We start from the raw sequence: 21,909 nt of genomic DNA on the forward strand, positions 1-21,909 counted from the left end.
AATTCTTTTATGCTTTTAAAACTTGTTATATCAACAACTAAGTACCTGATTATACTCTTCTTCTCTTCGGAGGACGGCAACCGTTGTGCGGCAGCGGAGTAACGTCTATAATCTCTGTTACCTCAATACCTGCACCATGAACGGCACGGATAGCTGACTCACGACCGTTACCCGGACCCTTAACATAAGCCTTTACCTTACGTAAACCGAGGTCAAAAGCAACCTTGGCGCAATCTTCCGCTGCCATCTGAGCTGCATAAGGAGTATTCTTCTTTGAACCACGGAATCCCATCTTACCGGCTGAAGACCAAGAAATAACCTGGCCCTCTCCATTGGCCAAAGATACTATAATGTTATTGAATGAGCTATGAACATGCAACTGTCCCATAGCGTCAACCTTTACATTTCTTTTCTTTGAAGTGACTGTTTTCTTTGCCATAATTCTAAATTCTTAATGAGTTAATTATTTAGTGGCTTTCTTCTTGTTAGCAACAGTCTTCTTCTTACCCTTACGTGTACGAGCATTGTTCTTTGTGCTCTGACCGCGAACGGGAAGACCGTTACGATGACGAACTCCACGATAGCAACCAATATCCATCAGTCGCTTGATATTCAACTGGATCTCAGAACGGAGATCTCCTTCAACCTTGAATTCAGCGCCGATAATTTCACGGATTTTAGCTGCCTGATCGTCAGTCCATTCACTGACCTTCAGGTCGCGGCTCACGCCGGCCTTATCCAATATCTTTGCTGAACTACTTCGACCTATACCATAGATATAAGTCAATGCGATTTCGCCACGCTTCTCTTGGGGCAAATCTACTCCAACAATTCTTATTGCCATTGTAATGATTAAATAAAAAAATGATTAATAATTAACCCTGACGCATCTTGTACTTAGGGTTCTTCTTGTTGATAACGAACAGACGTCCTTTACGACGTACAATCTTGCAGTCGGCATTACGTCTTTTCAATGATGCTCTTGTCTTCATATATTTCTCTATTGTTTATTTGTATCTAAATACAATTCTACCCTTTGTCAGATCATAAGGACTCATCTCTACCTTTACCTTGTCTCCTGGAAGAATCTTGATATAGTGCATTCTCATCTTACCTGATATATGAGCAATGATTTGTACACCGTTTTCAAGTTCTACTCGGAACATCGCATTTGAGAGAGATTCCACTATTGTTCCATCCTGTTCTATCGCAGACTGTTTTGCCATACTTTATTAATTTACTTCTAAACGTTCCAATCCTTCAAACGAAGATAAAATTTCTGCCTTTCCTTTACGCACTGATACCGTATGCTCAAAATGAGCCGCAGGCCTACCGTCAAGTGTACGTATTGTCCATCTATCCGGCATCAGCCATATATTACGCAATCCCATTGTTATCATCGGCTCTATTGCAAGACACATACCGGACTTCAGCAGCATACCACTACCCGACTTACCGTAATTAAAAACTTGCGGGTCTTCATGCATCTTTCGTCCGATCCCATGGCCTGTCAACTCACGAACAACCCCATAGCCATGTCTTTCACAATAATTCTGAACAGCATTTCCTATATCACCAAGATTGTTTCCTGCCACTGCTTTCTCTATACCTAAATAAAGAGACTTCTTTGTCACGACGAGCAAATTCCTTATATCCTCCGAAACTTCACCTACACTAAACGTATAACACGAATCTCCATTGAAACCATTAAGAAATACTCCACAATCGATAGAAATGATATCACCGTCTCTTAGAATTGTTTTCCCATCTGGAATTCCATGAACCACTATATCATTTACAGAAGTACAGATACTGGCAGGAAACGACTCTCCAAACGGATTAGGAAATCCTTTAAATACAGGAACAGCATGGTTGTCTTTTATAAACTCTTCTGCTATCCTATCCAATTGGAGAGTCGTCACTCCAGGTTTTATATGTTTTGCCAATTCTCCAAGCGTCTTGCTCACAAGTCGGCTTGCTTGGCGCATCAACTCAATTTCATCCTCTGTCTTCAGAAATACACTCATCCCTGAAGCAAAAATCAATATGCGGACACTCCACCACGGCCATGAATACGGCCAGAGTTAAGCAACCCGTCATAATGACGCATGAGCAAATGACTCTCTATCTGTTGGAGAGTATCAAGTACAACTCCTATGAGAATCAACAATGAAGTTCCACCAAAGAACTGTGAGAAAGCATCCTGCACTTGAAGCAATCCCGCAAGAGCCGGCATTATTGCGATAAAAGCGATAAACAACGAACCAGGGAAAGTTATACGAGACATTACCGTATCAATATAATCCGCTGTGTCCTTACCCGGCTTTATACCGGGAATAAAGCCATTATTACGCTTCATATCTTCTGCCATCTGTGTCGGATTCAAAGTTATTGCAGTATAGAAATATGTAAATGCGATTATCAACAAAGCAAATATCACATTATACAGCCAACTATGATGATCCAACATTGAGCGTACGACCCAATTTGCATTCTCTTGAGATGAATACTGCACAATAGCCAATGGTATAAACATCAATGCCTGTGCAAAGATTATCGGCATTACATTGGCAGCGAACAACTTCAAAGGTATGTACTGGCGTGCACCGCCATATTGCTTATTGCCAACAAGACGCTTTGCATATTGTACAGGGATTTTACGAGTTCCCTGTACTAAGACAATAGCCGCACAAACAACACAGAAAAGGATGATTATCTCTGCTATGAACATAACAAGTCCGCCACCTGTCGCAGAAGTAAAGCGAGAAGCCAACTCCTGTATAAAAGCCTGGGGAAGACGAGCTATAATTCCAACCATAATTATTATTGAGATACCATTACCTATTCCTTTATCTGTAATGCGTTCACCTAACCAAAGGACGAACATACTTCCCGCCGCAAGAATAATTGTAGACGAAATGATAAACATAGTCCAAGACACACCGGTAGCTAAAGCCGCTCCGGCCTGCATCTTAAGATTAAACAAGTAACTCGGGGCTTGGAATAGCAAAATTGCCACTGTAAGCCAACGAGTATACATGCTAATCTTTTTACGTCCACTTTCTCCTTCACGCTGCATCTTCTGGAAATAAGGTACAGTCATGGCGAGAATTTGCATAACGATAGAAGCTGAGATGTAAGGCATTATTCCCAAAGCGAAAATAGACGCATTGGAAAATGCTCCACCAGAGAACATATCCAGAAGAGACATCAAACCACCCTGAGTCTGCGATTGCAATTTATCCAACATTCCGGGATTTATACCTGGAAGGACAACAAACGAGCCAAAACGATAAATAGCCGTAAAGAGCAGAGCGATAAGAATGCGCTGACGCAAATCCTCTACTTTCCAAATGTTCTTTAGTGTCTCAATTAACTTCTTCATTTTCTTAGATTATTGTTGCGTTACCACCTACTGCTTTAATCGCCTCCTCTGCAGTTTTAGAGAAAGCGTTTGCTTCAACATCAACCTTTGCCTTCAGTTCTCCATTGCCAAGGATCTTTACCAGCTCTTTACCATTTGTAAGACCTGCAGCCACGAAATCCGCTACACCAATCTTCGACAAATTCTTCTCTTCTGCAAGTTTCTGAAGAGTAGACAAATTAACTGCGAAATACTCCTTATGATTGATATTCTTAAATCCAGCTTTCGGAATACGACGTTGCAGAGGCATCTGACCACCTTCGAAACCAATCTTTCTCTTATAACCAGATCTTGCTTTGGCACCCTTATGTCCACGAGTAGAAGTACCACCCAAACCGGAACCCGGTCCACGACCAATCCTACGACGTGAATGTGTAGAGCCTTCTGCTGGCTTTAAATTATGTAGTTTCATAATTAAATCTGTTTTTTATTTGAATAATTAGTCTATCACAGTAACCAAGTGGTGTACCTTGCGTATCATTCCGCGAAGAGAAGGAGTATCTTCTTTTTCTACAACCTGGGCAATTTTACGCAAACCTAACGCCTCTAATGTACGCTTCTGATCTGCAGGAGCACCAATCTTACTCTTTACCTGCTTTATTTTAATTGTTGCCATATTTATTCTCCTTATCCTCTAAATACTTTCTCCATACTTATTCCACGAGTACCAGCAATAGTATATGCATCCCTCATCTGTGTCAATGCAAGGATTGTGGCTTTTACAAGATTATGAGGATTTGAAGAGCCCTTGGACTTTGCCAATACATCCTTCACACCTACACTATCAAGTACGGCACGCATAGCACCACCGGCCACGAGACCGGTACCGGCAGCTGCCGGCTTCAAAAATACCTGTGCGCCACCGAAATGAGCCTCCATCTCATGAGGTATTGTACCTTTCAGTACAGGAACTTTCACGAGATTCTTCTTTGCTGCCTCTACACCCTTAGCAATGGCAGCCGTAACTTCACCGGCCTTGCCAAGTCCCCAGCCTATAACACCGTTACCGTCACCGACAACGACAATTGCTGCAAATGTAAAAGTACGTCCTCCCTTTGTTACCTTTGTAACACGGTTTATAGCAACTAATCTGTCTTTTAACTCAACGTCACTATTTATTCTAACTTTATTCATTGCCATAATCGTTTAAAATTTGAGTCCTCCCTTACGTGCACCCTCAGCAAGCTGTTTAACACGTCCATGATAGAGGTAACCATTACGATCAAATACCACAGAAGAAACACCAACTTCAATTGCCTTCTTAGCTACAAGCTCACCTACTTTTTCTGCCTGCTGTATCTTCGGCATAGTCTCCATGCCTAATGAAGAAGCAGAAGCAAGAGTTGTTCCGTTTTGATCATTTATAACTTGAACATATATCTGCTTATTGCTGCGGAAAACACTCATACGTGGACGTTCTGCGGTTCCGAATATACTCTTACGAATTCTGTATTTAATCTTTATTCGTCTTTCTACTTTCTTTGTTGTCATAATCGTAATTTATTAAAGTTACTTAGCTGAAGCTGATTTACCAGACTTTCTGCGAATAACCTCGCCTTGGAATAATATACCCTTACCCTTATAAGGCTCCGGCATACGGAAAGAACGAATTTTTGCACAAATAAGACCCAGCAATGCTTTATCGCAAGACTCAAGAATGATAATTGGATTCTGGTTTCTCTCAGATTTTGTCTCAACTTTCACCTCAGAGGGGAGTTGGATGAAAATGGGGTGAGTATAACCAAGCGAGAACTCAATGAGGTTACCTTGGTTAGATACACGATAACCTACACCGACAAGTTCAAGTACTTTCTTATAACCCTCGCTTACGCCTACAACCATATTATTTACAAGAGCACGATAAAGACCATGGAAAGCCTGCTTCTGCTTGTAATTAACAGGATTGTTCTCATCTATCTCAAAGACGATATTACCATCCGCAATGTTAACGATTATAGAAGAATCTACTTTTTGAGAAAGTTCACCCTTAGGACCTTTTACTGTCACAACACCAGCATTCTGAGTAACTGTAACTCCCGCAGGAATACTAATTGGTAATTTTCCTATTCTTGACATATACAAATCCTCCAATTAATATACATAGCAAAGAACTTCACCACCAATTTTAAGTGTGGCAGCTTCTTTGTCTGTCATTACACCTTTGGATGTAGATAAAATAGCTATACCTAATCCATTAATAACTCTCGGCATGTCCTTATAACCTGTATACTTACGTAGACCGGGTGTTGACACTCTTTTCAGGCACTTGATTGCATTCTCCTTTGTCGCAGGATTGTACTTCAATGCAACTTTAATTGTTCCTTGCGGACCATCCTCTACAAATTTGTAGTTCAGGATGTATCCTTTCTCAAAGAGGATTTTTGTGATCTCCTTCTTCAAGTTTGAGGCTGGAACCTCTACAACACGGTGATGAGCCATGATTGCATTCCTCAACCTCGTCAGATAATCTGCTATTGGATCTGTCATAAAATAAAAGTTTAATTAATCGGGACTACCCCGACAATATTAAAAAATAAAAATCTTCTCTTGGATTACCAACTTGCCTTCTTCACTCCCGGAATCAAACCGTTTGATGCCATCTCACGGAATTGAATACGAGACAATCCAAACTGGCGCATATATCCTTTCGGACGACCCGTGATCTTGCAACGGTTATGCAAACGTATTGGGTTGGCATTTTTAGGTATACTCTGCAATTTACGAGCTGCTTCATAAGCATCAGAAGGATCTTCTGCAGTTGCTATGATCTTCTTAAGTGCCGCACGCTTCTCAGCATAACGGGCCACTAATTTAGCACGCTTCACCTCACGGGCTTTCATTGATTCTTTTGCCATATGTCTTAATCGTTTTTAGCATTCTTAAAAGGCAGACCGAAAGCTTTAAGCAAAGCATATCCCTCCTCATCCGTCTTAGCGGATGTAACAAAGGTTATATTCATACCTTGGATACGGTCTATTGTATCAATATTGATTTCAGGGAAAATAATCTGCTCCTGAATTCCAAGAGTATAGTTTCCACGTCCGTCAAATTTACTCTCAATACCCTTAAAGTCACGAATACGAGGCAGAGCTATACGAACAAGCTTCTCAAGAAATTCGTACATACGCTCACGACGCAATGTAACCATAACACCGATAGGCATTTTCTTACGAAGCTTGAAATTAGCAATATCCTTCTTTGAATAAGTAGCAACAGCTTTCTGGCCTGTAATAGCCGTTATTTCATTGATGGCTACATCTATCAGCTTCTTATCTTGAGTTGCATCTCCCAATCCTTGATTAACTACAATTTTTTTCAAAACCGGGGTCTGCATCTTAGAGCCATAGTTAAACTGCTTCTCCAATGCAGGAGCTATTTGCTCCAAATAAGTTTTCTTTAATTGTGCTGTATTCATTACTTAATCTCCTCTCCTGATTTTTTAGCGACACGAATTTTCTTTCCGTCTTCGGTCTTCTTGATTGCAACACGTGTAGGTTCACCGCTTGTAGGATCTACCAAACTCAGATTAGAGATATGTATCGGAGCCTCTTTCTTTACGATGCCACCCTGCGGATTCTGAGCAGAAGGCTTTGTGCTTTTAGAGACCATATTTACACCCTCCACAATAGCACGCTGCTCTTCAACAAGCACCTTAAGCACCTTATGGGGTGCGGGATACTTGCCATTTTGGCCTTTCCTGTCTTTGCTGTTACCAGCAATGACAAGTACCATATCATTTTTCTTTATTTTCAACTTACTCATTTCTTGTCACATTTTAATATTAAAGAACTTCCGGTGCCAAAGAAACGACCTTCATATTAACGGCACGCAACTCACGTGCTACCGGACCGAAGATACGGCTTCCACGAAGTTCACCAGCATTGTTCAGCAACACGCATGCGTTATCATCAAAGCGAATGTAAGAACCGTCTGCACGACGTATCTCTTTCTTTGTGCGAACAACCAAAGCCTTAGATACTGCACCTTTCTTCAAATCACTTGACGGGATAACGTTTTTTACCGCAACAACAATCACGTCTCCAACACTTGCATAACGACGACGCGTTCCACCCAATACACGAATGCAAAGGGCCTCGCGCGCACCGCTGTTATCACATACTGTAAGTCTTGATTCTGCTTGTATCATAATTACTTAGCTTTTTCAACAATTTGAACTAATCTCCATCTCTTTGTCTTGCTCAAAGGACGGGTTTCCATAATGAGGACAGTATCTCCTACGTTAGCCTCATTCTTCTCATCATGAGCATGGTATTTTTTTGTCTTCTGCACAAATTTACCATATATTGGGTGCATCTCCTTGAACTTAGAGGCAATAACAATGGTTTTATCCATTTTGTTGCTGACAACAACACCCTGTCTTGTCTTTCTTAAATTTCTTGTTTCCATCTGGCCCATTATTATTTATTAAGTTCTCTTTGACGGAGTTCTGTTTTCATACGTGCGATATTACGACGCAAAGCCTTAATCTCTGATGGGTTTTCCAAAGGAGTGATTGAATGATTCAATTTCATTTGGTTGTACTTACCAACTTCAGCCTCTATTCTCTCTGCCAATTCTTTGGTTTCAAGTTCTTTTACTTCTGTCATCTTCATAAATTAAGCGTTTTTATCGTAATCACGTCTAACAACAAACTTCGTCTTTACCGGCAATTTCTGTGCTGCAAGGCGAAGAGCCTCCTTAGCGATATCAAAAGAAACGCCTTCCACTTCAAAGAGAATACGTCCCGGGGTCACGGGTGCTACCCATCCGGCGGGATCTCCCTTTCCCTTACCCATACGAACGTCAGCAGGCTTACGTGTTATAGGTTTATCCGGGAATATGCGAATCCAAACCTGACCCTCACGCTGCATATAACGGTTTACAGCCACACGAGCGGCTTCAATCTGACGGCTGTCCAGCCATTTGGCTTCAAGAGTCTTGATTCCGAATGAGCCAAAAGCCAGCTGTGTACCTCTGTGGGCGTTACCTTTGTTTCCACGGCCATCTTGAGGTCTTCTATATTTTACTCTCTTAGGTTGTAACATGATAGCTTCTTACTTTAAAACAATTACTTATTTCTTCTTATTACGGAATTTTCTGCCACCATTGCCACCATTAGAACGGCCGTTGCCCTTATCCTGGGTAAAGTTAGGCGAAAGATCGCGCTTGCCGTAAACTTCACCACGGCAAATCCACACTTTAATACCCAACAAACCTACTTTCGTCAAAGCCTCGGCTTGGCAGAAATCGATGTCTGCGCGGAAAGTATGCAAAGGAGTACGTCCCTCCTTATACATTTCCTTACGTGCCATTTCAGCACCGTTCAGACGTCCTGTAATTTGAATCTTAATACCCTCGGCACCGGCACGCATTGTGTTTGCTATAGCCATTTTGATTGCACGGCGATAAGCTATTTTTCCTTCCACCTGACGAGCAATGTTGTTACCCACGATGGTTGCGTCCAGTTCGGGTTTCTTCACCTCAAAGATATTGATTTGAATCTCTTTGTCGTAGAGCTTCTTCAATTCCTCTTTCAATTTGTCTACATCTTGACCACCTTTACCAATGACAATACCCGGACGAGCCGTACAAATAGTAATGGTAACAAGCTTCAATGTACGCTCGATGACAATTTTGGAAACACTTGCCTTAGCCAAACGCTCATTAAGATACTTGCGAATCTTCATGTCTTCAACCAAGTTGTCTCCGAAGTCCTTGCCTCCAAACCAATTTGAATCCCAACCTCTAACAATTCCAAGACGGTTGCTTATTGGATTAACTTTTTGTCCCATTCTACTTTAATTATTTATCATTAGTTATAGCGTCCACAAACAGAGTAACGTGATTAGAACGTTTACGGATTCTATATCCGCGGCCCTGAGGTGCAGGTCTCATACGCTTTAAAGTAACACCTTCATCAACGAATATTTTCGTAATATAAAGTTCACCTGCTTCTGCCTTGCGGTCATTTTTAGCTTCCCAGTTTGCAATGGCCGAACGGAGAAGTTTCTCTACGTCAGCAGCAGCGGCTTTCTTGGAGAATCTCAATACACCGAGAGCGCGATTCACTTCCATTCCACGAACCATATCTACGACATAACGCATTTTACGTGGAGAAGAAGGAACGCCTTTCAGCTTAGCAAAATACTGTGTTTTAAGGGCTGCCTTTCTTTCTTCAGCCTTAATATGTTTTCTTGCTCCCATTATTTATTTCTTTTTATTTCTGGTGGATTTTACCTGATTTACCTTTTATTACCTGCATGGCCACCAAAACGACGGGTTGGCGAGAACTCACCAAGCTTGTGTCCGACCATGTTCTCGGTAATGTAAACAGGAATAAATTTATTTCCGTTATGAACTGCAACTGTATGTCCCACAAAATCAGGGGAAATCATTGAAGCTCTGGCCCAAGTCTTAACGACACTCTTCTTTCCGCTCTCATTCATGGCGAGAATTTTTTTCTCGAGTGATACGTTTATATACGGACCTTTTTTTAATGAACGACTCATAATTTACACTTAGTTAACTTGATTACTTACTTGCTCTTTCGATAATATACTTATTAGAAAGCTTCTTAGGTGCACGTGTCTTGAGACCCTTTGCGTACAATCCCTTACGTGAACGGGGATGGCCTCCAGACTGGCGACCCTCACCACCACCCATCGGGTGATCAACAGGGTTCATGACAACACCACGGTTGTGAGGACGGCGACCCAACCAGCGAGAGCGTCCGGCCTTACCAGACTGCTCCAAGGCGTGATCCGAATTACCCACACTACCGATAGTCGCTTTACAAGCGCTAAGAATTTTACGAGTTTCACCCGAGGGAAGCTTGATCACACAATAGCTACCCTCACGAGAAGTTAACTGAGCGAAATTGCCGGCCGAACGAACGAGCAACGCACCTTGTCCCGGACGTAATTCTATATTGTGAATTACCGTACCCACAGGGATGTTTGCCAAGGGGAGGGCATTACCAATCTCTGGCACTGCCTCCGCTCCTGAAACCAAAGTTGCGCCTACCTGCAATCCATTAGGAGCAATTATATAACGTTTTTCACCATCAGCGTAGAACAACAAAGCAATACGAGCCGAACGGTTCGGATCGTATTCTATTGTCTTAACTATCGCTGGGACACCATCTTTCTCTCGCTTGAAGTCGATGAGACGATACTTCCTCTTATGACCGCCGCCCATATAGCGTACAGTCATTTTACCGGTGTTGTTTCGACCACCGGTAGAACGTTTACCGTAAACGAGAGACTTCTCTGGCACGGATGCAGTAATTTCCTCGAACGTGCCAATAATCTTGTGTCTTTGGCCGGGTGTTACCGGCTTAAATTTACGTACTGCCATTTTATATTATTGTATATTGCTATAAAAATCAATCGTATCGCCCTCTTTCAAAGTGACAATAGCTTTCTTGAATGCATTCTTCTGTCCCTTAATGAGACCAGCCTTTGTATAACGTGTAGAACGTTTACCGGCATAACGAATGGTGTTCACATCTATAACCTTAACATTGTAGAGACTTTCTATTTCCTTTTTTATCTCTATCTTATTAGCCTCGGGCTTAACGATGAAACCATATTTGGGAGTAGCGACTTTCGTACGCTCCTCACCTTTCTTCGCCTTAACCTTGTAGGTTCTGTCGACAGAAGACTTATCTGTAATCTTGGTCATCTTCTCAGTAACCAAGGGTTTTATTATAAATGCCATTTCTTATGTCTCCTTTATTTTGTTAAGATACCGTCAATTGTTTTCAACGAATTTTCGGTAACCACGAGCACATCAGCATTCAACACACTGTACGCATTGAGCTGCGATGCGACCATGACACCGGTACGTTGTAAATTTCGAGCTGACAAATATACGTTTTTATTTAATTCTGACAAAACAAAAAGCGCTTTCTTGCCTTCAACTTTAAGATTTTTAGCAATATTTACAAAATCTTTAGTCTTTGGAGCTTCCATATTGAAATCTTCAACGACCATTATTGCATTTTCTTGAGCCTTGTAAGACAATGCGCTCTTGCGTGCGAGAACCTTCACTTTCTTGTTCAACTTGAAGCGATAATCACGCGGTTTAGGTCCGAAAACACGTCCACCACCTACAAGCACGGGTGAATTGATATCACCACGACGAGCGCCGCCGCCGCCTTTCTGGCGACCGAGTTTGCGAGTAGAACCGGATACTTCGCTTCTTTCCTTTGACTTATGTGTACCCTGACGCTGATTTGCGAGATACTGCTTTACGTCCAAATAAAGAACGTGGTCATTAGGTTCAATTCCGAAGACAGACTCGTTTAACGTAACCTTGCGTCCGGTCTCCTGACCATTGATATTTAATACGTTAATTTCCATTATTTCTTGATTAATACGGTTGAACCATTGCAACCGGCAACACTACCTTTCACAAGGATGAGATTATGCTCCGGTATTACTTTCAATACTCTCAGGTTCTGGGTCGTAACTCTCTCATTACCCATGTGGCCACCCATACGCATACCCTTGAACACCTTTGCGGGATAAGAACAGGCACCGATTGAACCCGGCTTGCGCGCGCGGTCGTCCTGACCGTGAGTGCTCTGACCCACACCGCCGAAACCATGACGCTTCATTACACCCTGGAATCCTTTACCTTTTGATGTTCCTACAACGTCCACATACTCCGCGTCGTTGAAGAGTTCTACTGTAATTGTGTCACCGAGGTTATACTCCTCATCAAACTTGAACTCGGCCAAGTGGCTCTTTGGTGTTGTACCGGCCTTCTTAAAGGTTCCCATCATCGGCTTGGAGGTATTCTTCTCTTTTGCCTCACCGAAACCCAACTGAACAGCCTTATAACCGTCTTTCTCAACGGTCTTTACCTGTGTTACAACACAAGGACCAGCTTCGATAACAGTGCACGGTACATTCTTACCGTCGGCACTGAAAACGGATGTCATTCCGATTTTTCTTCCAATTAATCCTGGCATTTCAATTAATATTTAAAAATTCTGTTGTGATAATCATTATTTGTCTCAAAACCACTGCCCTACACCTTGATTTCAACCTCAACACCACTCGGGAGTTCGAGTTTCATCAAAGCGTCCACAGTCTTCGCGGTCGAGCTGTAAATGTCTATAAGACGCTTGTAATCCGACAACTGGAACTGCTCACGGGCCTTCTTGTTAACGAATGTACTGCGGTTAACAGTATAGATACGCTTGTGGGTAGGCAATGGAATAGGACCACTAATGATTGCACCTGTGGCTTTGACAGCCTTCACGATTTTCTCTGCTGACTTGTCAACCAATTGATGGTCGTAAGACTTCAGCTTAATTCTGATTTTCTGACTCATTGTATTTTATTTTATTATTCCGAGTTAGAGAGACACTGCTTAAGAGTCATTCGCTAAGCAGTATCTCTCCACTTTTATTATTATTATCGCTTATCAACGGTTAGACCAAATCCGCACGGCCCTTAACCTCCTCAAGGACAGTCTTTGCAATAGAACTTGACAGAGGAGCGTGGTGGTCGTACTCCATTGAGCTTGTGGCACGTCCGGAAGTAATGGTACGCAGAGCGGTCACATAACCGAACATCTCTGACAGTGGCACCTTCGCCTTAACGACACGTGCACCGCTGCGGGCCTCGTCCATTCCTTCAACCTGTCCGCGACGCTTGTTCAAGTCACCGATCACATCACCCATATTCTCTTCCGGTGTGATAACCTCGAGCTTCATTATAGGCTCCATCAAAACGGGACCTGCTTTCACACATCCGTTCTTGTATGCATTCAGGGCCGCAAGCTCGAATGACAACTGGTCAGAGTCTACCGGGTGGAAAGAACCGTCTATAAGCACCACTTTCAAGCTGTCTACCGGATAACCGCCAAGGATACCGGTCTTCATAGCGTTCTCAAATCCTTTCTGAACAGAGGGGATGAACTCTTTCGGAATGTTACCGCCCTTAACCTCATTAACGAATTGCAGACCGCCTTCCTTGAAGTCCTCATCCACCGGACCGAGATCAACGATGATGTCAGCGAACTTACCGCGACCTCCACTCTGCTTCTTGTAAACCTCACGCAGGTTGACTGTCTTGGTGATAGCTTCCTTATAGTTAACCTGCGGCTTACCTTGGTTACACTCAACCTTGAATTCACGCTTCAGACGGTCGATGATAATATCAAGATGAAGCTCACCCATACCGGATATAATTGTCTGACCGCTCTGTTCGTCCGTACGTACCGTGAACGTAGGATCCTCCTCAGCCAATTTAGCAAGGCCGTTATCCAACTTAGCGATGTCGGCCTGGCTCTTCGGCTCTACAGCAATTGAAATCACAGTATCGGGGAATGTCATAGACTCCAGCACGATCGGATGTGCCTCATCGCAAAGAGTGTCACCGGTACGGATATCCTTGAAACCTACACCTGCACCGATATCACCGGCATCGATAGACTCCATCGGAATTTCCTTATTCGAGTTCATCTGGAACAGACGGCTGATGCGCTCTTTCTTTCCGGAACGTGCATTGAACACGTAAGAGCCGGCAGTGACCTTACCAGAGTAGACACGGAAGAATACCAGACGTCCCATGTATGGGTCAGTGGCAATCTTGAACGCGAGAGCCGATGTAGGATCATCATCACTCGGCTTGCGTGTTTCTTCCTCTTCCGTATCAGGGTTTGTACCTACGATACTGTCTATATCAAGAGGCGAAGGCAGGAAAGCGCATACATAGTCAAGCAACGGCTGCACACCTTTGTTCTTGTATGAAGAGCCGCAAATCATCGGAGTACATGCCATAGACACAGTACCCTTACGGATTGCAGCCATGACCTCCTCTTCCGTGATTGACTCAGGATCATCGAAATACTTCTCCATCAACGCTTCCTCATATTCGGCAGCGGCCTCAAGAAGTTTTCCTCTCCACTCATCGCACTCGTCTTTCATGTCTGCGGGAATCTCCTCAACGGAATATTCCGCACCCATGGTCTCGTCGTGCCACAGAATGGCTTTCATCTTGATAAGGTCGACAACACCCCTGAAGTTTTCCTCTGCGCCGATAGGCACCTGAAGCACAACAGGGTTAGCGCCGAGAATATCCTTCATCTGCTGGACTGTCTCGAAGAAATCCGCTCCCGAGCGGTCCATCTTGTTAACATAACCGATACGCGGCACATTATACTTATCTGCCTGACGCCAAACTGTCTCAGACTGAGGCTGTACACCGTCAGCGGCAGAATAAGTTGCGACAGCTCCGTCGAGTACGCGGAGCGAGCGCTCCACCTCGGCAGTGAAGTCTACGTGTCCCGGAGTGTCGATCAGGTTGATTTTGAAGTTCTTATTGTTCCATGTCCAGTTACATGTAGTCGCAGCTGACGTGATAGTAATACCACGCTCCTGCTCCTGAGCCATCCAGTCCATGGTAGCGGCTCCGTCATGCACCTCACCTATCTTGTGGGTTTTACCAGTGTAGAAAAGGATACGCTCGGAAGTCGTTGTCTTTCCGGCATCGATGTGAGCCATGATACCGATATTGCGGGTCAAATGTAAATCGCGGTTAGCCATTTTTTTCTTACCTTATTAATATTAGAATCTGAAATGAGCGAATGCGCGGTTAGCCTCAGCCATACGGTGCATATCTTCCTTACGCTTGTACGCGCCACCCTGGTTATTGAAAGCGTCCATAATCTCAGCCGCCAACTTGTCTGCCATAGACTTACCGCTGCGCTTGCGGGCAAAAGCAATCATGTTCTTCATTGAGACGCTCTCCTTACGGTCGGGACGGATTTCGGTAGGAACCTGAAATGTCGCGCCACCGATACGGCGGCTCTTCACCTCCACCTGGGGAGTAATATTGTCGAGAGCAGTCTTCCACACTTCGAGAGCTGTCTTCTCTTCATTACTCATCTTGCCCTTCACTACTTCAAGAGCGTTGTAGAAAATCTCGTATGACTTGGTCTTCTTTCCGTCATACATCAAGTGGTTCACAAATTTAGAAACCTTCTTGTCGTTGTAAACGGGATCCGGCAGGATCACGCGCTTCTTTGGTTTTGCTTTTCTCATTTTGTTTTTAATGAATTAATTCTGCATGGGGCTGTTTCCTTTTTTGTCCTTCAACGTCCGCACCCGGACATTTACTCAACCTTTGTAACACTTCTCCAGCAAAACGATTATCTTCTGTTTAAGTTTTACCCTCAGGCCCTATAACCTTCTCCGGTTATTATTTCTTAGCCTTAGGACGCTTGGCACCATACTTCGAGCGACGCTGTGTACGGTTTGCCACACCGGCTGTATCAAGGGTTCCGCGAACGATGTGATAACGAACACCGGGAAGGTCTTTCACACGGCCACCGCGAACAAGCACGATAGAGTGCTCCTGCAAGTTGTGTCCTTCTCCGGGAATGTAAGAGTTCACTTCCTTCTGGTTTGTCAGACGCACACGGGCAACCTTACGCATTGCCGAGTTAGGTTTCTTCGGGGTTGTGGTGTATACACGAACACACACGCCACGACGCTGAGGACATGAATCCAATGCGGGTGACTTGCTCTTGTCCACAAGTTCCTTTCTACCTTTTCTTACCAATTGTTGAATTGTAGGCATTGTTGTAATTTTTTAAATTTATATTATTTATTGTATATTATCGTATCAATAATACGGGTACAAAATACCCATATTTGGCGTGCAAAGGTACAAACTTTATTTCAAATGGCATAACACATTATATAATATAATACTTTTATGGCTTTACTTTTAACACGATATAATATTTTTTAACTAACAACCGGTAGCTAACTTGCCACTTTTTTAATGTTCATCCGGCATTAGCGCCCCTTTTTATATCACCCACACGCCTTACGTATAATTCAGTTCCCTGTGCCGAAAGTTAAAAACTCCGACACAGGGATCCACTGTTTTACTATAACATGATTATATGTTATTATTATGTGGCAGCTTTATCCTGCCGCTTCTTCTTGCCAACTTTGATATAGCAATAACTGTCCTACCTGCCTATAAACACTTTCTTCGCCTCTCCGCCTTTTTTCACTATATAAAGGCCTTTACCGAGCGAAGGCATTGTCTTGCCCTTGGACACCATGCGGCCATCGGCCGTGTACACCTCGACACCCTCGGTCGCAACGTCGGCCACTGCATTTCCTATGCCATCGGTTATACCTGTCAGCTCGGGAGTCTCGATTATCCGGCCGAAATACTTCCATTGACCGTTCTCCGATGTCAGATAGTTCTCTTTCGCTCCCATAGGGACATACAGAGTCCAAGTACCCAAACCTTCATTCGAATCGAAATTAAGAACATCTACACTATTGTTCACCGGAGGATTCAAACGATTACAATAAACAACACCGGGAACAGCTTCCTTGCCATTACCAAACCAAAAGCAACACTCGGCCAGCCTCGCCAATGTAGACGGTATATATACAGATAGAAGAGGACTGTCCGCAAAAGCATAAGACTCAACCGAAGTCATACCTTCGGGCAGTTCTACCATACCACGCAATTCGCGACACATAGCAAAAGCCCTGAATTCTATTTCCTTTACAGTAGACGGTAAATTTATCGAACGTAAAAGCGAACCTTGAAAAGCATAGGCTCCGATTTTCTCAATACCCTCCGGTAGAGTAATATAATGCAACTGATAGTCATAAGCAGGGACATCCTCATTGTAAATAGAACCGCTATAAAATGCCTCGGAAACAAGTTCATTCATTTCCAATTTACAATTTCCCATGTTCACACCCGTAAGTCCACTGCTTGTGAGTACCTTTCGCAGTTCCAACACATCACCTTCCTTCATTTGTCCGGTAATAACCACCGAGTCCAACTTGTTAACCTTGTCACCTAAAAGTTCTGTAACAGTCTTGCTTCCGTCCATGTGTATGGTAGCAGTTATAAAACAGTTGGCACTTTCCTCTATATTAAAGCCATTCCACTGCCCCGTATTCATAAATCTATCGCGGCAACCTACCGGAACACGCAGAGTGATGTCATCAGACAACTTGCCCACTGAAACATTGACATTCGGAGACTTGAATCCCCGTACCGAGATACTTTCCAAATATTGACATTCGTCAAAAGCGCCGTCACCGATTTCCTCCAATGCTCTTGGCAATTCCACCATGCGCAGGTTTGTACGGGCAAAAGCCTTTTCGCCTATCCGCTTTAAATTATACGGCAATTTCACATACTGTAAATTCGTATAATACTTGTCCACATCGTTACTTTCAGCCCTTGTGCCCTTCGCCCCGTTTATAATAGAAGGATAAAAAGCATAGCTAGGAATTTTATTGTCAGTAACATTGCAACGTGAGATGTCAAGCCCGGTCAGCCTGCCTTTCTCGATATAGTTTCGCAAAAGCCCGAAGTCTCTTTCATACAGCCGTCCTTCCAATATCAAAGAATCGACATCATAAATATCATCTCCCACATAACGTTCAAGAGAGAATAACGGCAGTATCTTTATATGCTTTATATTTTTAGCAGTAACACTTAACGCCGCAACAAGCGACAACACTATTAATAAAAACTTTTTCATGATTTGGTTCTCCTATTTATTATATAGTTAATGATTTTAGGTCTGTATATTTTCTTTACGCCACAAATGTAAGCAAAAAGCACAGACCTGCAAAACTTTTATCGAATTATTTCACAAATTTCTTCGTTCCCGTAACCTTACCATTCTCTATCAGTGTCACTTGGTAAACACCGGACACCATGTTCGATGCGGGTATATCATAGGTTTCAGCCCCACCATCCACAGTGTAGTCGGCAACCGGACTATTACCCGCCGACAATGCCACACGCAATGTGGATTGATTGACTGTAGGATTTTCAAACGTAACCACAATTGCATCTTTACGGCTCTTAGCGTCCACATTCTTTATAGAAGACAGCATCGGGGCCTGTGCCGTTGAGTAGCTTATCGCCCCATCACTCTTTGCTTGCACCTTTACAGTGTAGTCTGACGTAGATGCACCCGCCGGAATTTTAAATGTTTGTCCTGTACCAACAAGTTTACCGTTCTTGTCATACCATTCGTACAACACATCCTCATACACATTCGCCACTTCCAATATATTACTATTTGTTTTTACATTCGGATTAATAGACGGACGTGCATCTTGCATTATCACGAATGTTTCTCCGCCGAGCACACGGCCTGTCGCATCGTCAATAACAGTAACATCAATATCAACCCTCTTATCATTCACTATCGCTTCTTTGGCATAGAAATTACAATTCAATGCGATATTTCCTTTTTGCCGCGGCCCCAATACAATGTTTTTCATAATGGAACCGCTGTCTTTAAGACAAACCCTATTTGCCACATTTTTATCTATTTCGATATTATCGCCAAGGCTTCCGCCTTTTTTCCATGCCTCCATAAGAGATGATTTCACGTCAACAGACACATTGGCCTCTTTAAACGGTTTGTTTGTCTTATCTTTGGCATTTATCCTTATACTGTATTTCTTTTCATTTAAATTAGGATTAAACAAAAGGACATCGCACTTCTCTGAAATCGTTGTATACTCCCATATCGAGTTATTTTGAGCTATCTTTGGCGTATTCATTACCGCAACAAATCCGGCTGAATCTTCTCGTAAATTATAATCTGCGTTTTTTCACTTATATGCAGCAACACACACATCGGATAAGGATCGCCTTCATCTTTTTCATATATATTGCTCACCCTCTTTTCTATTTCGATAATTTCTGACTGTCCGGGAGCTATTGTAGGCAAAATATCACACGTCTCTATCGGTCCACCAAATATCTCACTTCCCGGTTGCAAATCAAGCCACATATCTTTTGTTATCAGCAAAGAAGATTTATTCCAAAAACCTGTTACCTTTTGCTCACTCATGCCCCTTAAATACACATATTGCTTAACTCCTTTATTCCTAATTTTGGCATAGATATAAATATCAGCTCTTCTGTTTTTAACATGCGGAGTCTGTTAAGTTCTATTTGACAGACCATCTTCTTGATTTCTTATCCAAATATTCGGACACGCCCAAAACCGAGTTCTTTCAATAAAAGTCATATCTTCTAATAGGTCTGTACTCAATCTATTGGGAACATACTCTCAAGCCTGTCTGCCGTCAATACACCGGAAAGGGTATACCCACGAGAAGTGCTCCTCATCATGCTATTCGCCTTACGCACCAACGTGCCAGTGCCCTTTTGATGCGACAAACTGTCCTGTATATACATCCCGGCCTCCAACATATTGTGATAGTAACCTATGCTGTCGGTAAAAGACATAACACCATTTCCAAATACGAGACCGCTGCAATAGTTGTTTTTCAGAGTGGCCGTAAGCCATTTCATCATATACAGCTTCGAGGCCTTGATTAGCGACTGCACCGCCGCACCCACCACAGCGCCAGCGACACCGCCCACAGCGGCACCCCTCAGTCCGCCTTTCACATCGGCAATGGCAATCTTTATCTTGTCTCTTGTGGTTAACGTCAGTCCCGATGTTCCTCTTGTCTCGTCATCGGCAGGCACAATCACACCTATATTCTTGTTGTAGGCACGCAGTTGTCCGGTCAGTTCCTCAACTGTAGTTTCTCGATCCGGCACTTCATCGCATCTTTCCTGAGCGCAAGAAAATAAAATCCCTGCAAGAAACAGTAACAAGAAACCATGAAACAAATTTGATCTTTTCATAATCATTAGAATTAATGTTATGCCTACCTTGCGCTCTTCGGCTTATGCGCCTTTATTATGCAGTATGGTCTGCGATATACTTATCGATTTATTGTATTCATTAAAGCTATATGTCAGAATAATAATCTCCATGTAATAGACAAAGTACATAAGGCAATATTCTCATTGCAATTAAACGTTCAACAATCATCTTTTTCCAGGAAATATCTCATAATGTGATATTATTGTTGTCGCCATGCACATTAAGATACGAGATAAAAATCTTTTCCCCCATTATCACTTTTAAAATCCTGCCGTAAAGATATGGTATTTTAAAAATTTTTCCAAATATTTTGAGTACACAAAATACACAGGGTGTTTTCACGATAAAAGATAACAACCTGATAATCAAGGGTCACAATAGCAAAGTACATTTTTTACACACCCTTGTTTTTATATGTGTTTTCCAAATTTATGACAGAACAAGAATGAATAAACGTGAAAAAGAAATGGCAAATTCATTTATCTCAAACAATTTTATTTCAGCCGCCAGATATTCGCATCAAGAGTTTTCGCACCCTTTGTCTTAAACAACCGACTGTTAATCTTAGCGCGCGTATTGGACAAATTCTGCGTTTTTATATCCAACAGTACAGCTATCTCCGACGGAAAGAAGCGATACTTTATCAGTATACATATTATCCGTTCTTTATATGTGAGTCGCAAAGAAATATCATTTATAGCCTTCATAAAGTCCGGTAACTCTTTTTCCACCATGAGATGTAGCATTTCTATATTATCAGTCGAAACTACTTCTCCTTTCACGGCCTTCTCATGCAAATCAAGAACAACGGCAGCCAAATCTACCGTACTGTTATTGCCAGAAGATTGATCCGCTCTCCATGCACGCACTCAGGCTATGAATAATATTTACAAAAATACTCTCAAAACTCGCCCGTTTAAAAATTAAAATCCCGAGGCCGAAAATAAGCTGATTTTGAGCTTGTTCACACAAATACCTGTGTATCAACACGATACGCCCGCCACACCTACAATCCACGCCCAACAGTCCTCATCCACCTTTCCGAGTTTTTCCGTTTAGCGTCCCGTTGCATTGCATTTAGAAGCCAAACGGAAGACAACGGGACGCTAAACGCAACGCGACAAGCAACCGATCGCACTCCAACGGGATGCCCGTCGCAGAAAAAGCCGCTTTCCGCCGGATGGCGGAAAGCGGCATATCGCATCGCATATAGCGGTGTGTATCGCCTTCGTATTCTATTTCGACGAAAAACGAAGTGTTAAATCCATGACTTTATAATTACAAATTACGGAACGATGGAGAAAGCACTGTTCCGCACTATAAGGTAATCATATATCCGAGTCCATCACCCGGTGCCAAGGCTTATAACCGATCAGGCCTCTCCCTTACCCACGTTAAACGGGGCGATGGTGCGCGGCTCCTGATTCGGTATTTTTATCTGTCCGAACTCACGCTCATAGCGCACTATATTCTCTTGCAGAGCCATGAGCAGGCGCTTTGCGTGCTCCGGAGCAAGAATGACACGGCTGCGCACCTGTGCTTTCGGCACTCCCGGAAGCACCCGGGCGAAGTCGAGCACGAAATCGCTGCTCGAATGTGTTATGATGGCAAAGTTCGCATATTCTCCCTGTGCTATCTCCTGCGGCAGTTCCACCTGAAACTGGCCTTGCTGTTTGTTCTCGTTTTCACTCATAATCGTTTGTTTTTTTATTTGGTTAATGATTTGTTTTTCTTCCGCCGCCATGCCCCATACCTGATACGGCCATACCGATGCC

At 43.0% G+C, this 21,909-nt stretch carries 35 protein-coding genes; all 35 read right to left on the reverse strand.

Annotated elements, in window-relative coordinates; all coding sequences use genetic code 11:
- Positions 1-49: 49 nt before the first annotated feature.
- Positions 50-439, reverse strand: coding sequence for a 30S ribosomal protein S11 (rpsK, locus tag HPS53_RS09685; protein ID WP_104368398.1), 390 nt, complete (start codon positions 437-439; stop codon positions 50-52).
- A 24-nt stretch (positions 440-463) separates the two neighbouring features.
- A complete protein-coding gene (gene rpsM, locus HPS53_RS09690) occupies positions 464-844 on the reverse strand; it encodes a 30S ribosomal protein S13 (protein WP_104368397.1) in 381 nt (126 codons plus the stop codon).
- A 31-nt stretch (positions 845-875) separates the two neighbouring features.
- A complete protein-coding gene (rpmJ, locus tag HPS53_RS09695; protein ID WP_104368396.1) occupies positions 876-992 on the reverse strand; it encodes a 50S ribosomal protein L36 in 117 nt (38 codons plus the stop codon).
- A 15-nt stretch (positions 993-1,007) separates the two neighbouring features.
- Positions 1,008-1,226, reverse strand: coding sequence for a translation initiation factor IF-1 (gene infA / locus HPS53_RS09700; protein WP_004341775.1), 219 nt, complete (start codon positions 1,224-1,226; stop codon positions 1,008-1,010).
- Between the two features lie 6 nt (positions 1,227-1,232).
- Complete coding sequence (gene map / locus HPS53_RS09705; protein ID WP_172205928.1) at positions 1,233-2,027, reverse strand: type I methionyl aminopeptidase; 795 nt, start codon at positions 2,025-2,027, stop codon at positions 1,233-1,235.
- A gap of 14 nt (positions 2,028-2,041) precedes the next feature.
- Positions 2,042-3,385, reverse strand: a complete 1,344-nt coding sequence (gene secY / locus HPS53_RS09710) for a preprotein translocase subunit SecY (protein ID WP_104368394.1) — start codon at positions 3,383-3,385, stop codon at positions 2,042-2,044.
- Positions 3,386-3,389: 4 nt separating this feature from the next.
- Positions 3,390-3,836 carry a 50S ribosomal protein L15 gene (gene rplO, locus HPS53_RS09715; RefSeq protein ID WP_104368393.1) on the reverse strand — a complete coding sequence of 149 codons (447 nt, stop codon included), beginning with the start codon at positions 3,834-3,836 and terminating at the stop codon, positions 3,390-3,392.
- A gap of 27 nt (positions 3,837-3,863) precedes the next feature.
- Entirely contained in the window at positions 3,864-4,040 is a 177-nt protein-coding gene (gene rpmD, locus HPS53_RS09720; protein WP_104368392.1) for a 50S ribosomal protein L30, read from the reverse strand.
- Between the two features lie 11 nt (positions 4,041-4,051).
- Positions 4,052-4,564, reverse strand: coding sequence for a 30S ribosomal protein S5 (rpsE, locus tag HPS53_RS09725; protein ID WP_104368391.1), 513 nt, complete (start codon positions 4,562-4,564; stop codon positions 4,052-4,054).
- Positions 4,565-4,570: 6 nt separating this feature from the next.
- Positions 4,571-4,915: a 50S ribosomal protein L18 gene (gene rplR, locus HPS53_RS09730; protein ID WP_104368390.1), complete on the reverse strand. Its 345-nt coding sequence runs from the start codon at positions 4,913-4,915 to the stop codon at positions 4,571-4,573.
- 18 nt (positions 4,916-4,933) lie between these two features.
- Entirely contained in the window at positions 4,934-5,500 is a 567-nt protein-coding gene (rplF, locus tag HPS53_RS09735) for a 50S ribosomal protein L6 (protein ID WP_104368389.1), read from the reverse strand.
- A 15-nt stretch (positions 5,501-5,515) separates the two neighbouring features.
- Positions 5,516-5,911 carry a 30S ribosomal protein S8 gene (gene rpsH, locus HPS53_RS09740; protein ID WP_104368388.1) on the reverse strand — a complete coding sequence of 132 codons (396 nt, stop codon included), beginning with the start codon at positions 5,909-5,911 and terminating at the stop codon, positions 5,516-5,518.
- 65 nt (positions 5,912-5,976) lie between these two features.
- Positions 5,977-6,279, reverse strand: a complete 303-nt coding sequence (gene rpsN, locus HPS53_RS09745; RefSeq protein ID WP_104368387.1) for a 30S ribosomal protein S14 — start codon at positions 6,277-6,279, stop codon at positions 5,977-5,979.
- Between the two features lie 5 nt (positions 6,280-6,284).
- Positions 6,285-6,839, reverse strand: coding sequence for a 50S ribosomal protein L5 (gene rplE / locus HPS53_RS09750; RefSeq protein WP_104368386.1), 555 nt, complete (start codon positions 6,837-6,839; stop codon positions 6,285-6,287).
- Entirely contained in the window at positions 6,839-7,186 is a 348-nt protein-coding gene (gene rplX / locus HPS53_RS09755) for a 50S ribosomal protein L24 (RefSeq protein WP_104368385.1), read from the reverse strand. The genes rplE and rplX overlap by 1 nt, the downstream gene beginning before the upstream one ends.
- Positions 7,187-7,205: 19 nt before the next feature.
- On the reverse strand, positions 7,206-7,571 hold the full coding sequence (gene rplN, locus HPS53_RS09760; RefSeq protein WP_021963765.1) for a 50S ribosomal protein L14: 366 nt from the start codon (positions 7,569-7,571) through the stop codon (positions 7,206-7,208).
- A 2-nt stretch (positions 7,572-7,573) separates the two neighbouring features.
- Positions 7,574-7,840, reverse strand: a complete 267-nt coding sequence (gene rpsQ, locus HPS53_RS09765) for a 30S ribosomal protein S17 (protein ID WP_104368384.1) — start codon at positions 7,838-7,840, stop codon at positions 7,574-7,576.
- Between the two features lie 2 nt (positions 7,841-7,842).
- Complete coding sequence (gene rpmC / locus HPS53_RS09770) at positions 7,843-8,037, reverse strand: 50S ribosomal protein L29 (protein WP_104368383.1); 195 nt, start codon at positions 8,035-8,037, stop codon at positions 7,843-7,845.
- 3 nt (positions 8,038-8,040) lie between these two features.
- Positions 8,041-8,469 (reverse strand): 50S ribosomal protein L16, encoded by a 429-nt coding sequence (rplP, locus tag HPS53_RS09775; RefSeq protein ID WP_104368382.1) that lies wholly within the window; start codon positions 8,467-8,469, stop codon positions 8,041-8,043.
- 27 nt (positions 8,470-8,496) lie between these two features.
- On the reverse strand, positions 8,497-9,216 hold the full coding sequence (gene rpsC, locus HPS53_RS09780; RefSeq protein ID WP_104368381.1) for a 30S ribosomal protein S3: 720 nt from the start codon (positions 9,214-9,216) through the stop codon (positions 8,497-8,499).
- Between the two features lie 10 nt (positions 9,217-9,226).
- The gene (rplV, locus tag HPS53_RS09785; protein WP_104368380.1) at positions 9,227-9,628 is read right to left on the reverse strand and encodes a 50S ribosomal protein L22; all 402 of its coding nucleotides are present in this window, start codon (positions 9,626-9,628) and stop codon (positions 9,227-9,229) included.
- 38 nt (positions 9,629-9,666) lie between these two features.
- Entirely contained in the window at positions 9,667-9,933 is a 267-nt protein-coding gene (rpsS, locus tag HPS53_RS09790) for a 30S ribosomal protein S19 (protein WP_172205932.1), read from the reverse strand.
- 22 nt (positions 9,934-9,955) lie between these two features.
- On the reverse strand, positions 9,956-10,780 hold the full coding sequence (gene rplB / locus HPS53_RS09795) for a 50S ribosomal protein L2 (RefSeq protein ID WP_104368379.1): 825 nt from the start codon (positions 10,778-10,780) through the stop codon (positions 9,956-9,958).
- 6 nt (positions 10,781-10,786) lie between these two features.
- The gene (gene rplW, locus HPS53_RS09800) at positions 10,787-11,143 is read right to left on the reverse strand and encodes a 50S ribosomal protein L23 (protein ID WP_104368378.1); all 357 of its coding nucleotides are present in this window, start codon (positions 11,141-11,143) and stop codon (positions 10,787-10,789) included.
- Positions 11,144-11,157: 14 nt separating this feature from the next.
- Positions 11,158-11,787, reverse strand: coding sequence for a 50S ribosomal protein L4 (gene rplD / locus HPS53_RS09805; protein ID WP_104368377.1), 630 nt, complete (start codon positions 11,785-11,787; stop codon positions 11,158-11,160).
- Positions 11,787-12,401, reverse strand: coding sequence for a 50S ribosomal protein L3 (gene rplC, locus HPS53_RS09810; protein WP_104368376.1), 615 nt, complete (start codon positions 12,399-12,401; stop codon positions 11,787-11,789). The genes rplD and rplC overlap by 1 nt, the downstream gene beginning before the upstream one ends.
- Positions 12,402-12,460: 59 nt before the next feature.
- The gene (rpsJ, locus tag HPS53_RS09815; protein WP_104368375.1) at positions 12,461-12,766 is read right to left on the reverse strand and encodes a 30S ribosomal protein S10; all 306 of its coding nucleotides are present in this window, start codon (positions 12,764-12,766) and stop codon (positions 12,461-12,463) included.
- Between the two features lie 100 nt (positions 12,767-12,866).
- Positions 12,867-14,984, reverse strand: a complete 2,118-nt coding sequence (gene fusA / locus HPS53_RS09820; protein ID WP_172205935.1) for an elongation factor G — start codon at positions 14,982-14,984, stop codon at positions 12,867-12,869.
- 21 nt (positions 14,985-15,005) lie between these two features.
- Positions 15,006-15,482 carry a 30S ribosomal protein S7 gene (rpsG, locus tag HPS53_RS09825; protein ID WP_172205937.1) on the reverse strand — a complete coding sequence of 159 codons (477 nt, stop codon included), beginning with the start codon at positions 15,480-15,482 and terminating at the stop codon, positions 15,006-15,008.
- A 157-nt stretch (positions 15,483-15,639) separates the two neighbouring features.
- Entirely contained in the window at positions 15,640-16,020 is a 381-nt protein-coding gene (gene rpsL, locus HPS53_RS09830) for a 30S ribosomal protein S12 (RefSeq protein WP_104368372.1), read from the reverse strand.
- Between the two features lie 400 nt (positions 16,021-16,420).
- The gene (locus tag HPS53_RS09835) at positions 16,421-17,971 is read right to left on the reverse strand and encodes a leucine-rich repeat domain-containing protein (protein WP_104368371.1); all 1,551 of its coding nucleotides are present in this window, start codon (positions 17,969-17,971) and stop codon (positions 16,421-16,423) included.
- 106 nt (positions 17,972-18,077) lie between these two features.
- A complete protein-coding gene (locus HPS53_RS09840; protein WP_172205939.1) occupies positions 18,078-19,010 on the reverse strand; it encodes a hypothetical protein in 933 nt (310 codons plus the stop codon).
- A complete protein-coding gene (locus tag HPS53_RS09845; protein WP_172205941.1) occupies positions 19,010-19,303 on the reverse strand; it encodes a hypothetical protein in 294 nt (97 codons plus the stop codon). Before HPS53_RS09845 ends, HPS53_RS09840 begins: the two co-directional genes overlap by 1 nt.
- 200 nt (positions 19,304-19,503) lie before the next feature.
- Positions 19,504-20,025 carry a hypothetical protein gene (locus HPS53_RS09850; RefSeq protein WP_216651917.1) on the reverse strand — a complete coding sequence of 174 codons (522 nt, stop codon included), beginning with the start codon at positions 20,023-20,025 and terminating at the stop codon, positions 19,504-19,506.
- Between the two features lie 1,481 nt (positions 20,026-21,506).
- Positions 21,507-21,827: a DUF3467 domain-containing protein gene (locus HPS53_RS09860; RefSeq protein ID WP_104368402.1), complete on the reverse strand. Its 321-nt coding sequence runs from the start codon at positions 21,825-21,827 to the stop codon at positions 21,507-21,509.
- Positions 21,828-21,909: the final 82 nt, after the last annotated feature.

This window comes from Prevotella sp. PTAC, from assembly GCF_013166535.1.
Taxonomy (GTDB): Bacteria; Bacteroidota; Bacteroidia; order Bacteroidales; family Bacteroidaceae; genus Prevotella.

Bases quoted from the DNA above. Each gene is read 5' to 3' on its own strand.
- rpsK (WP_104368398.1), bottom strand. From the start codon at position 439: ATGGCAAAGAAAACAGTCACTTCAAAGAAAAGAAATGTAAAGGTTGAC.
- rpsM (WP_104368397.1), bottom strand. From the start codon at position 844: ATGGCAATAAGAATTGTTGGAGTAGATTTGCCCCAAGAGAAGCGTGGC.
- rpmJ (WP_104368396.1), bottom strand. From the start codon at position 992: ATGAAGACAAGAGCATCATTGAAAAGACGTAATGCCGACTGCAAGATT.
- infA (WP_004341775.1), bottom strand. From the start codon at position 1,226: ATGGCAAAACAGTCTGCGATAGAACAGGATGGAACAATAGTGGAATCT.
- map (WP_172205928.1), bottom strand. From the start codon at position 2,027: ATGAGTGTATTTCTGAAGACAGAGGATGAAATTGAGTTGATGCGCCAA.
- secY (WP_104368394.1), bottom strand. From the start codon at position 3,385: ATGAAGAAGTTAATTGAGACACTAAAGAACATTTGGAAAGTAGAGGAT.
- rplO (WP_104368393.1), bottom strand. From the start codon at position 3,836: ATGAAACTACATAATTTAAAGCCAGCAGAAGGCTCTACACATTCACGT.
- rpmD (WP_104368392.1), bottom strand. From the start codon at position 4,040: ATGGCAACAATTAAAATAAAGCAGGTAAAGAGTAAGATTGGTGCTCCT.
- rpsE (WP_104368391.1), bottom strand. From the start codon at position 4,564: ATGGCAATGAATAAAGTTAGAATAAATAGTGACGTTGAGTTAAAAGAC.
- rplR (WP_104368390.1), bottom strand. From the start codon at position 4,915: ATGACAACAAAGAAAGTAGAAAGACGAATAAAGATTAAATACAGAATT.
- rplF (WP_104368389.1), bottom strand. From the start codon at position 5,500: ATGTCAAGAATAGGAAAATTACCAATTAGTATTCCTGCGGGAGTTACA.
- rpsH (WP_104368388.1), bottom strand. From the start codon at position 5,911: ATGACAGATCCAATAGCAGATTATCTGACGAGGTTGAGGAATGCAATC.
- rpsN (WP_104368387.1), bottom strand. From the start codon at position 6,279: ATGGCAAAAGAATCAATGAAAGCCCGTGAGGTGAAGCGTGCTAAATTA.
- rplE (WP_104368386.1), bottom strand. From the start codon at position 6,839: ATGAATACAGCACAATTAAAGAAAACTTATTTGGAGCAAATAGCTCCT.
- rplX (WP_104368385.1), bottom strand. From the start codon at position 7,186: ATGAGTAAGTTGAAAATAAAGAAAAATGATATGGTACTTGTCATTGCT.
- rplN (WP_021963765.1), bottom strand. From the start codon at position 7,571: ATGATACAAGCAGAATCAAGACTTACAGTATGTGATAACAGCGGTGCG.
- rpsQ (WP_104368384.1), bottom strand. From the start codon at position 7,840: ATGGGCCAGATGGAAACAAGAAATTTAAGAAAGACAAGACAGGGTGTT.
- rpmC (WP_104368383.1), bottom strand. From the start codon at position 8,037: ATGAAGATGACAGAAGTAAAAGAACTTGAAACCAAAGAATTGGCAGAG.
- rplP (WP_104368382.1), bottom strand. From the start codon at position 8,469: ATGTTACAACCTAAGAGAGTAAAATATAGAAGACCTCAAGATGGCCGT.
- rpsC (WP_104368381.1), bottom strand. From the start codon at position 9,216: ATGGGACAAAAAGTTAATCCAATAAGCAACCGTCTTGGAATTGTTAGA.
- rplV (WP_104368380.1), bottom strand. From the start codon at position 9,628: ATGGGAGCAAGAAAACATATTAAGGCTGAAGAAAGAAAGGCAGCCCTT.
- rpsS (WP_172205932.1), bottom strand. From the start codon at position 9,933: ATGAGTCGTTCATTAAAAAAAGGTCCGTATATAAACGTATCACTCGAG.
- rplB (WP_104368379.1), bottom strand. From the start codon at position 10,780: ATGGCAGTACGTAAATTTAAGCCGGTAACACCCGGCCAAAGACACAAG.
- rplW (WP_104368378.1), bottom strand. From the start codon at position 11,143: ATGGCATTTATAATAAAACCCTTGGTTACTGAGAAGATGACCAAGATT.
- rplD (WP_104368377.1), bottom strand. From the start codon at position 11,787: ATGGAAATTAACGTATTAAATATCAATGGTCAGGAGACCGGACGCAAG.
- rplC (WP_104368376.1), bottom strand. From the start codon at position 12,401: ATGCCAGGATTAATTGGAAGAAAAATCGGAATGACATCCGTTTTCAGT.
- rpsJ (WP_104368375.1), bottom strand. From the start codon at position 12,766: ATGAGTCAGAAAATCAGAATTAAGCTGAAGTCTTACGACCATCAATTG.
- fusA (WP_172205935.1), bottom strand. From the start codon at position 14,984: ATGGCTAACCGCGATTTACATTTGACCCGCAATATCGGTATCATGGCT.
- rpsG (WP_172205937.1), bottom strand. From the start codon at position 15,482: ATGAGAAAAGCAAAACCAAAGAAGCGCGTGATCCTGCCGGATCCCGTT.
- rpsL (WP_104368372.1), bottom strand. From the start codon at position 16,020: ATGCCTACAATTCAACAATTGGTAAGAAAAGGTAGAAAGGAACTTGTG.
- HPS53_RS09835 (WP_104368371.1), bottom strand. From the start codon at position 17,971: ATGAAAAAGTTTTTATTAATAGTGTTGTCGCTTGTTGCGGCGTTAAGT.
- HPS53_RS09840 (WP_172205939.1), bottom strand. From the start codon at position 19,010: ATGAATACGCCAAAGATAGCTCAAAATAACTCGATATGGGAGTATACA.
- HPS53_RS09845 (WP_172205941.1), bottom strand. From the start codon at position 19,303: ATGAGTGAGCAAAAGGTAACAGGTTTTTGGAATAAATCTTCTTTGCTG.
- HPS53_RS09860 (WP_104368402.1), bottom strand. From the start codon at position 21,827: ATGAGTGAAAACGAGAACAAACAGCAAGGCCAGTTTCAGGTGGAACTG.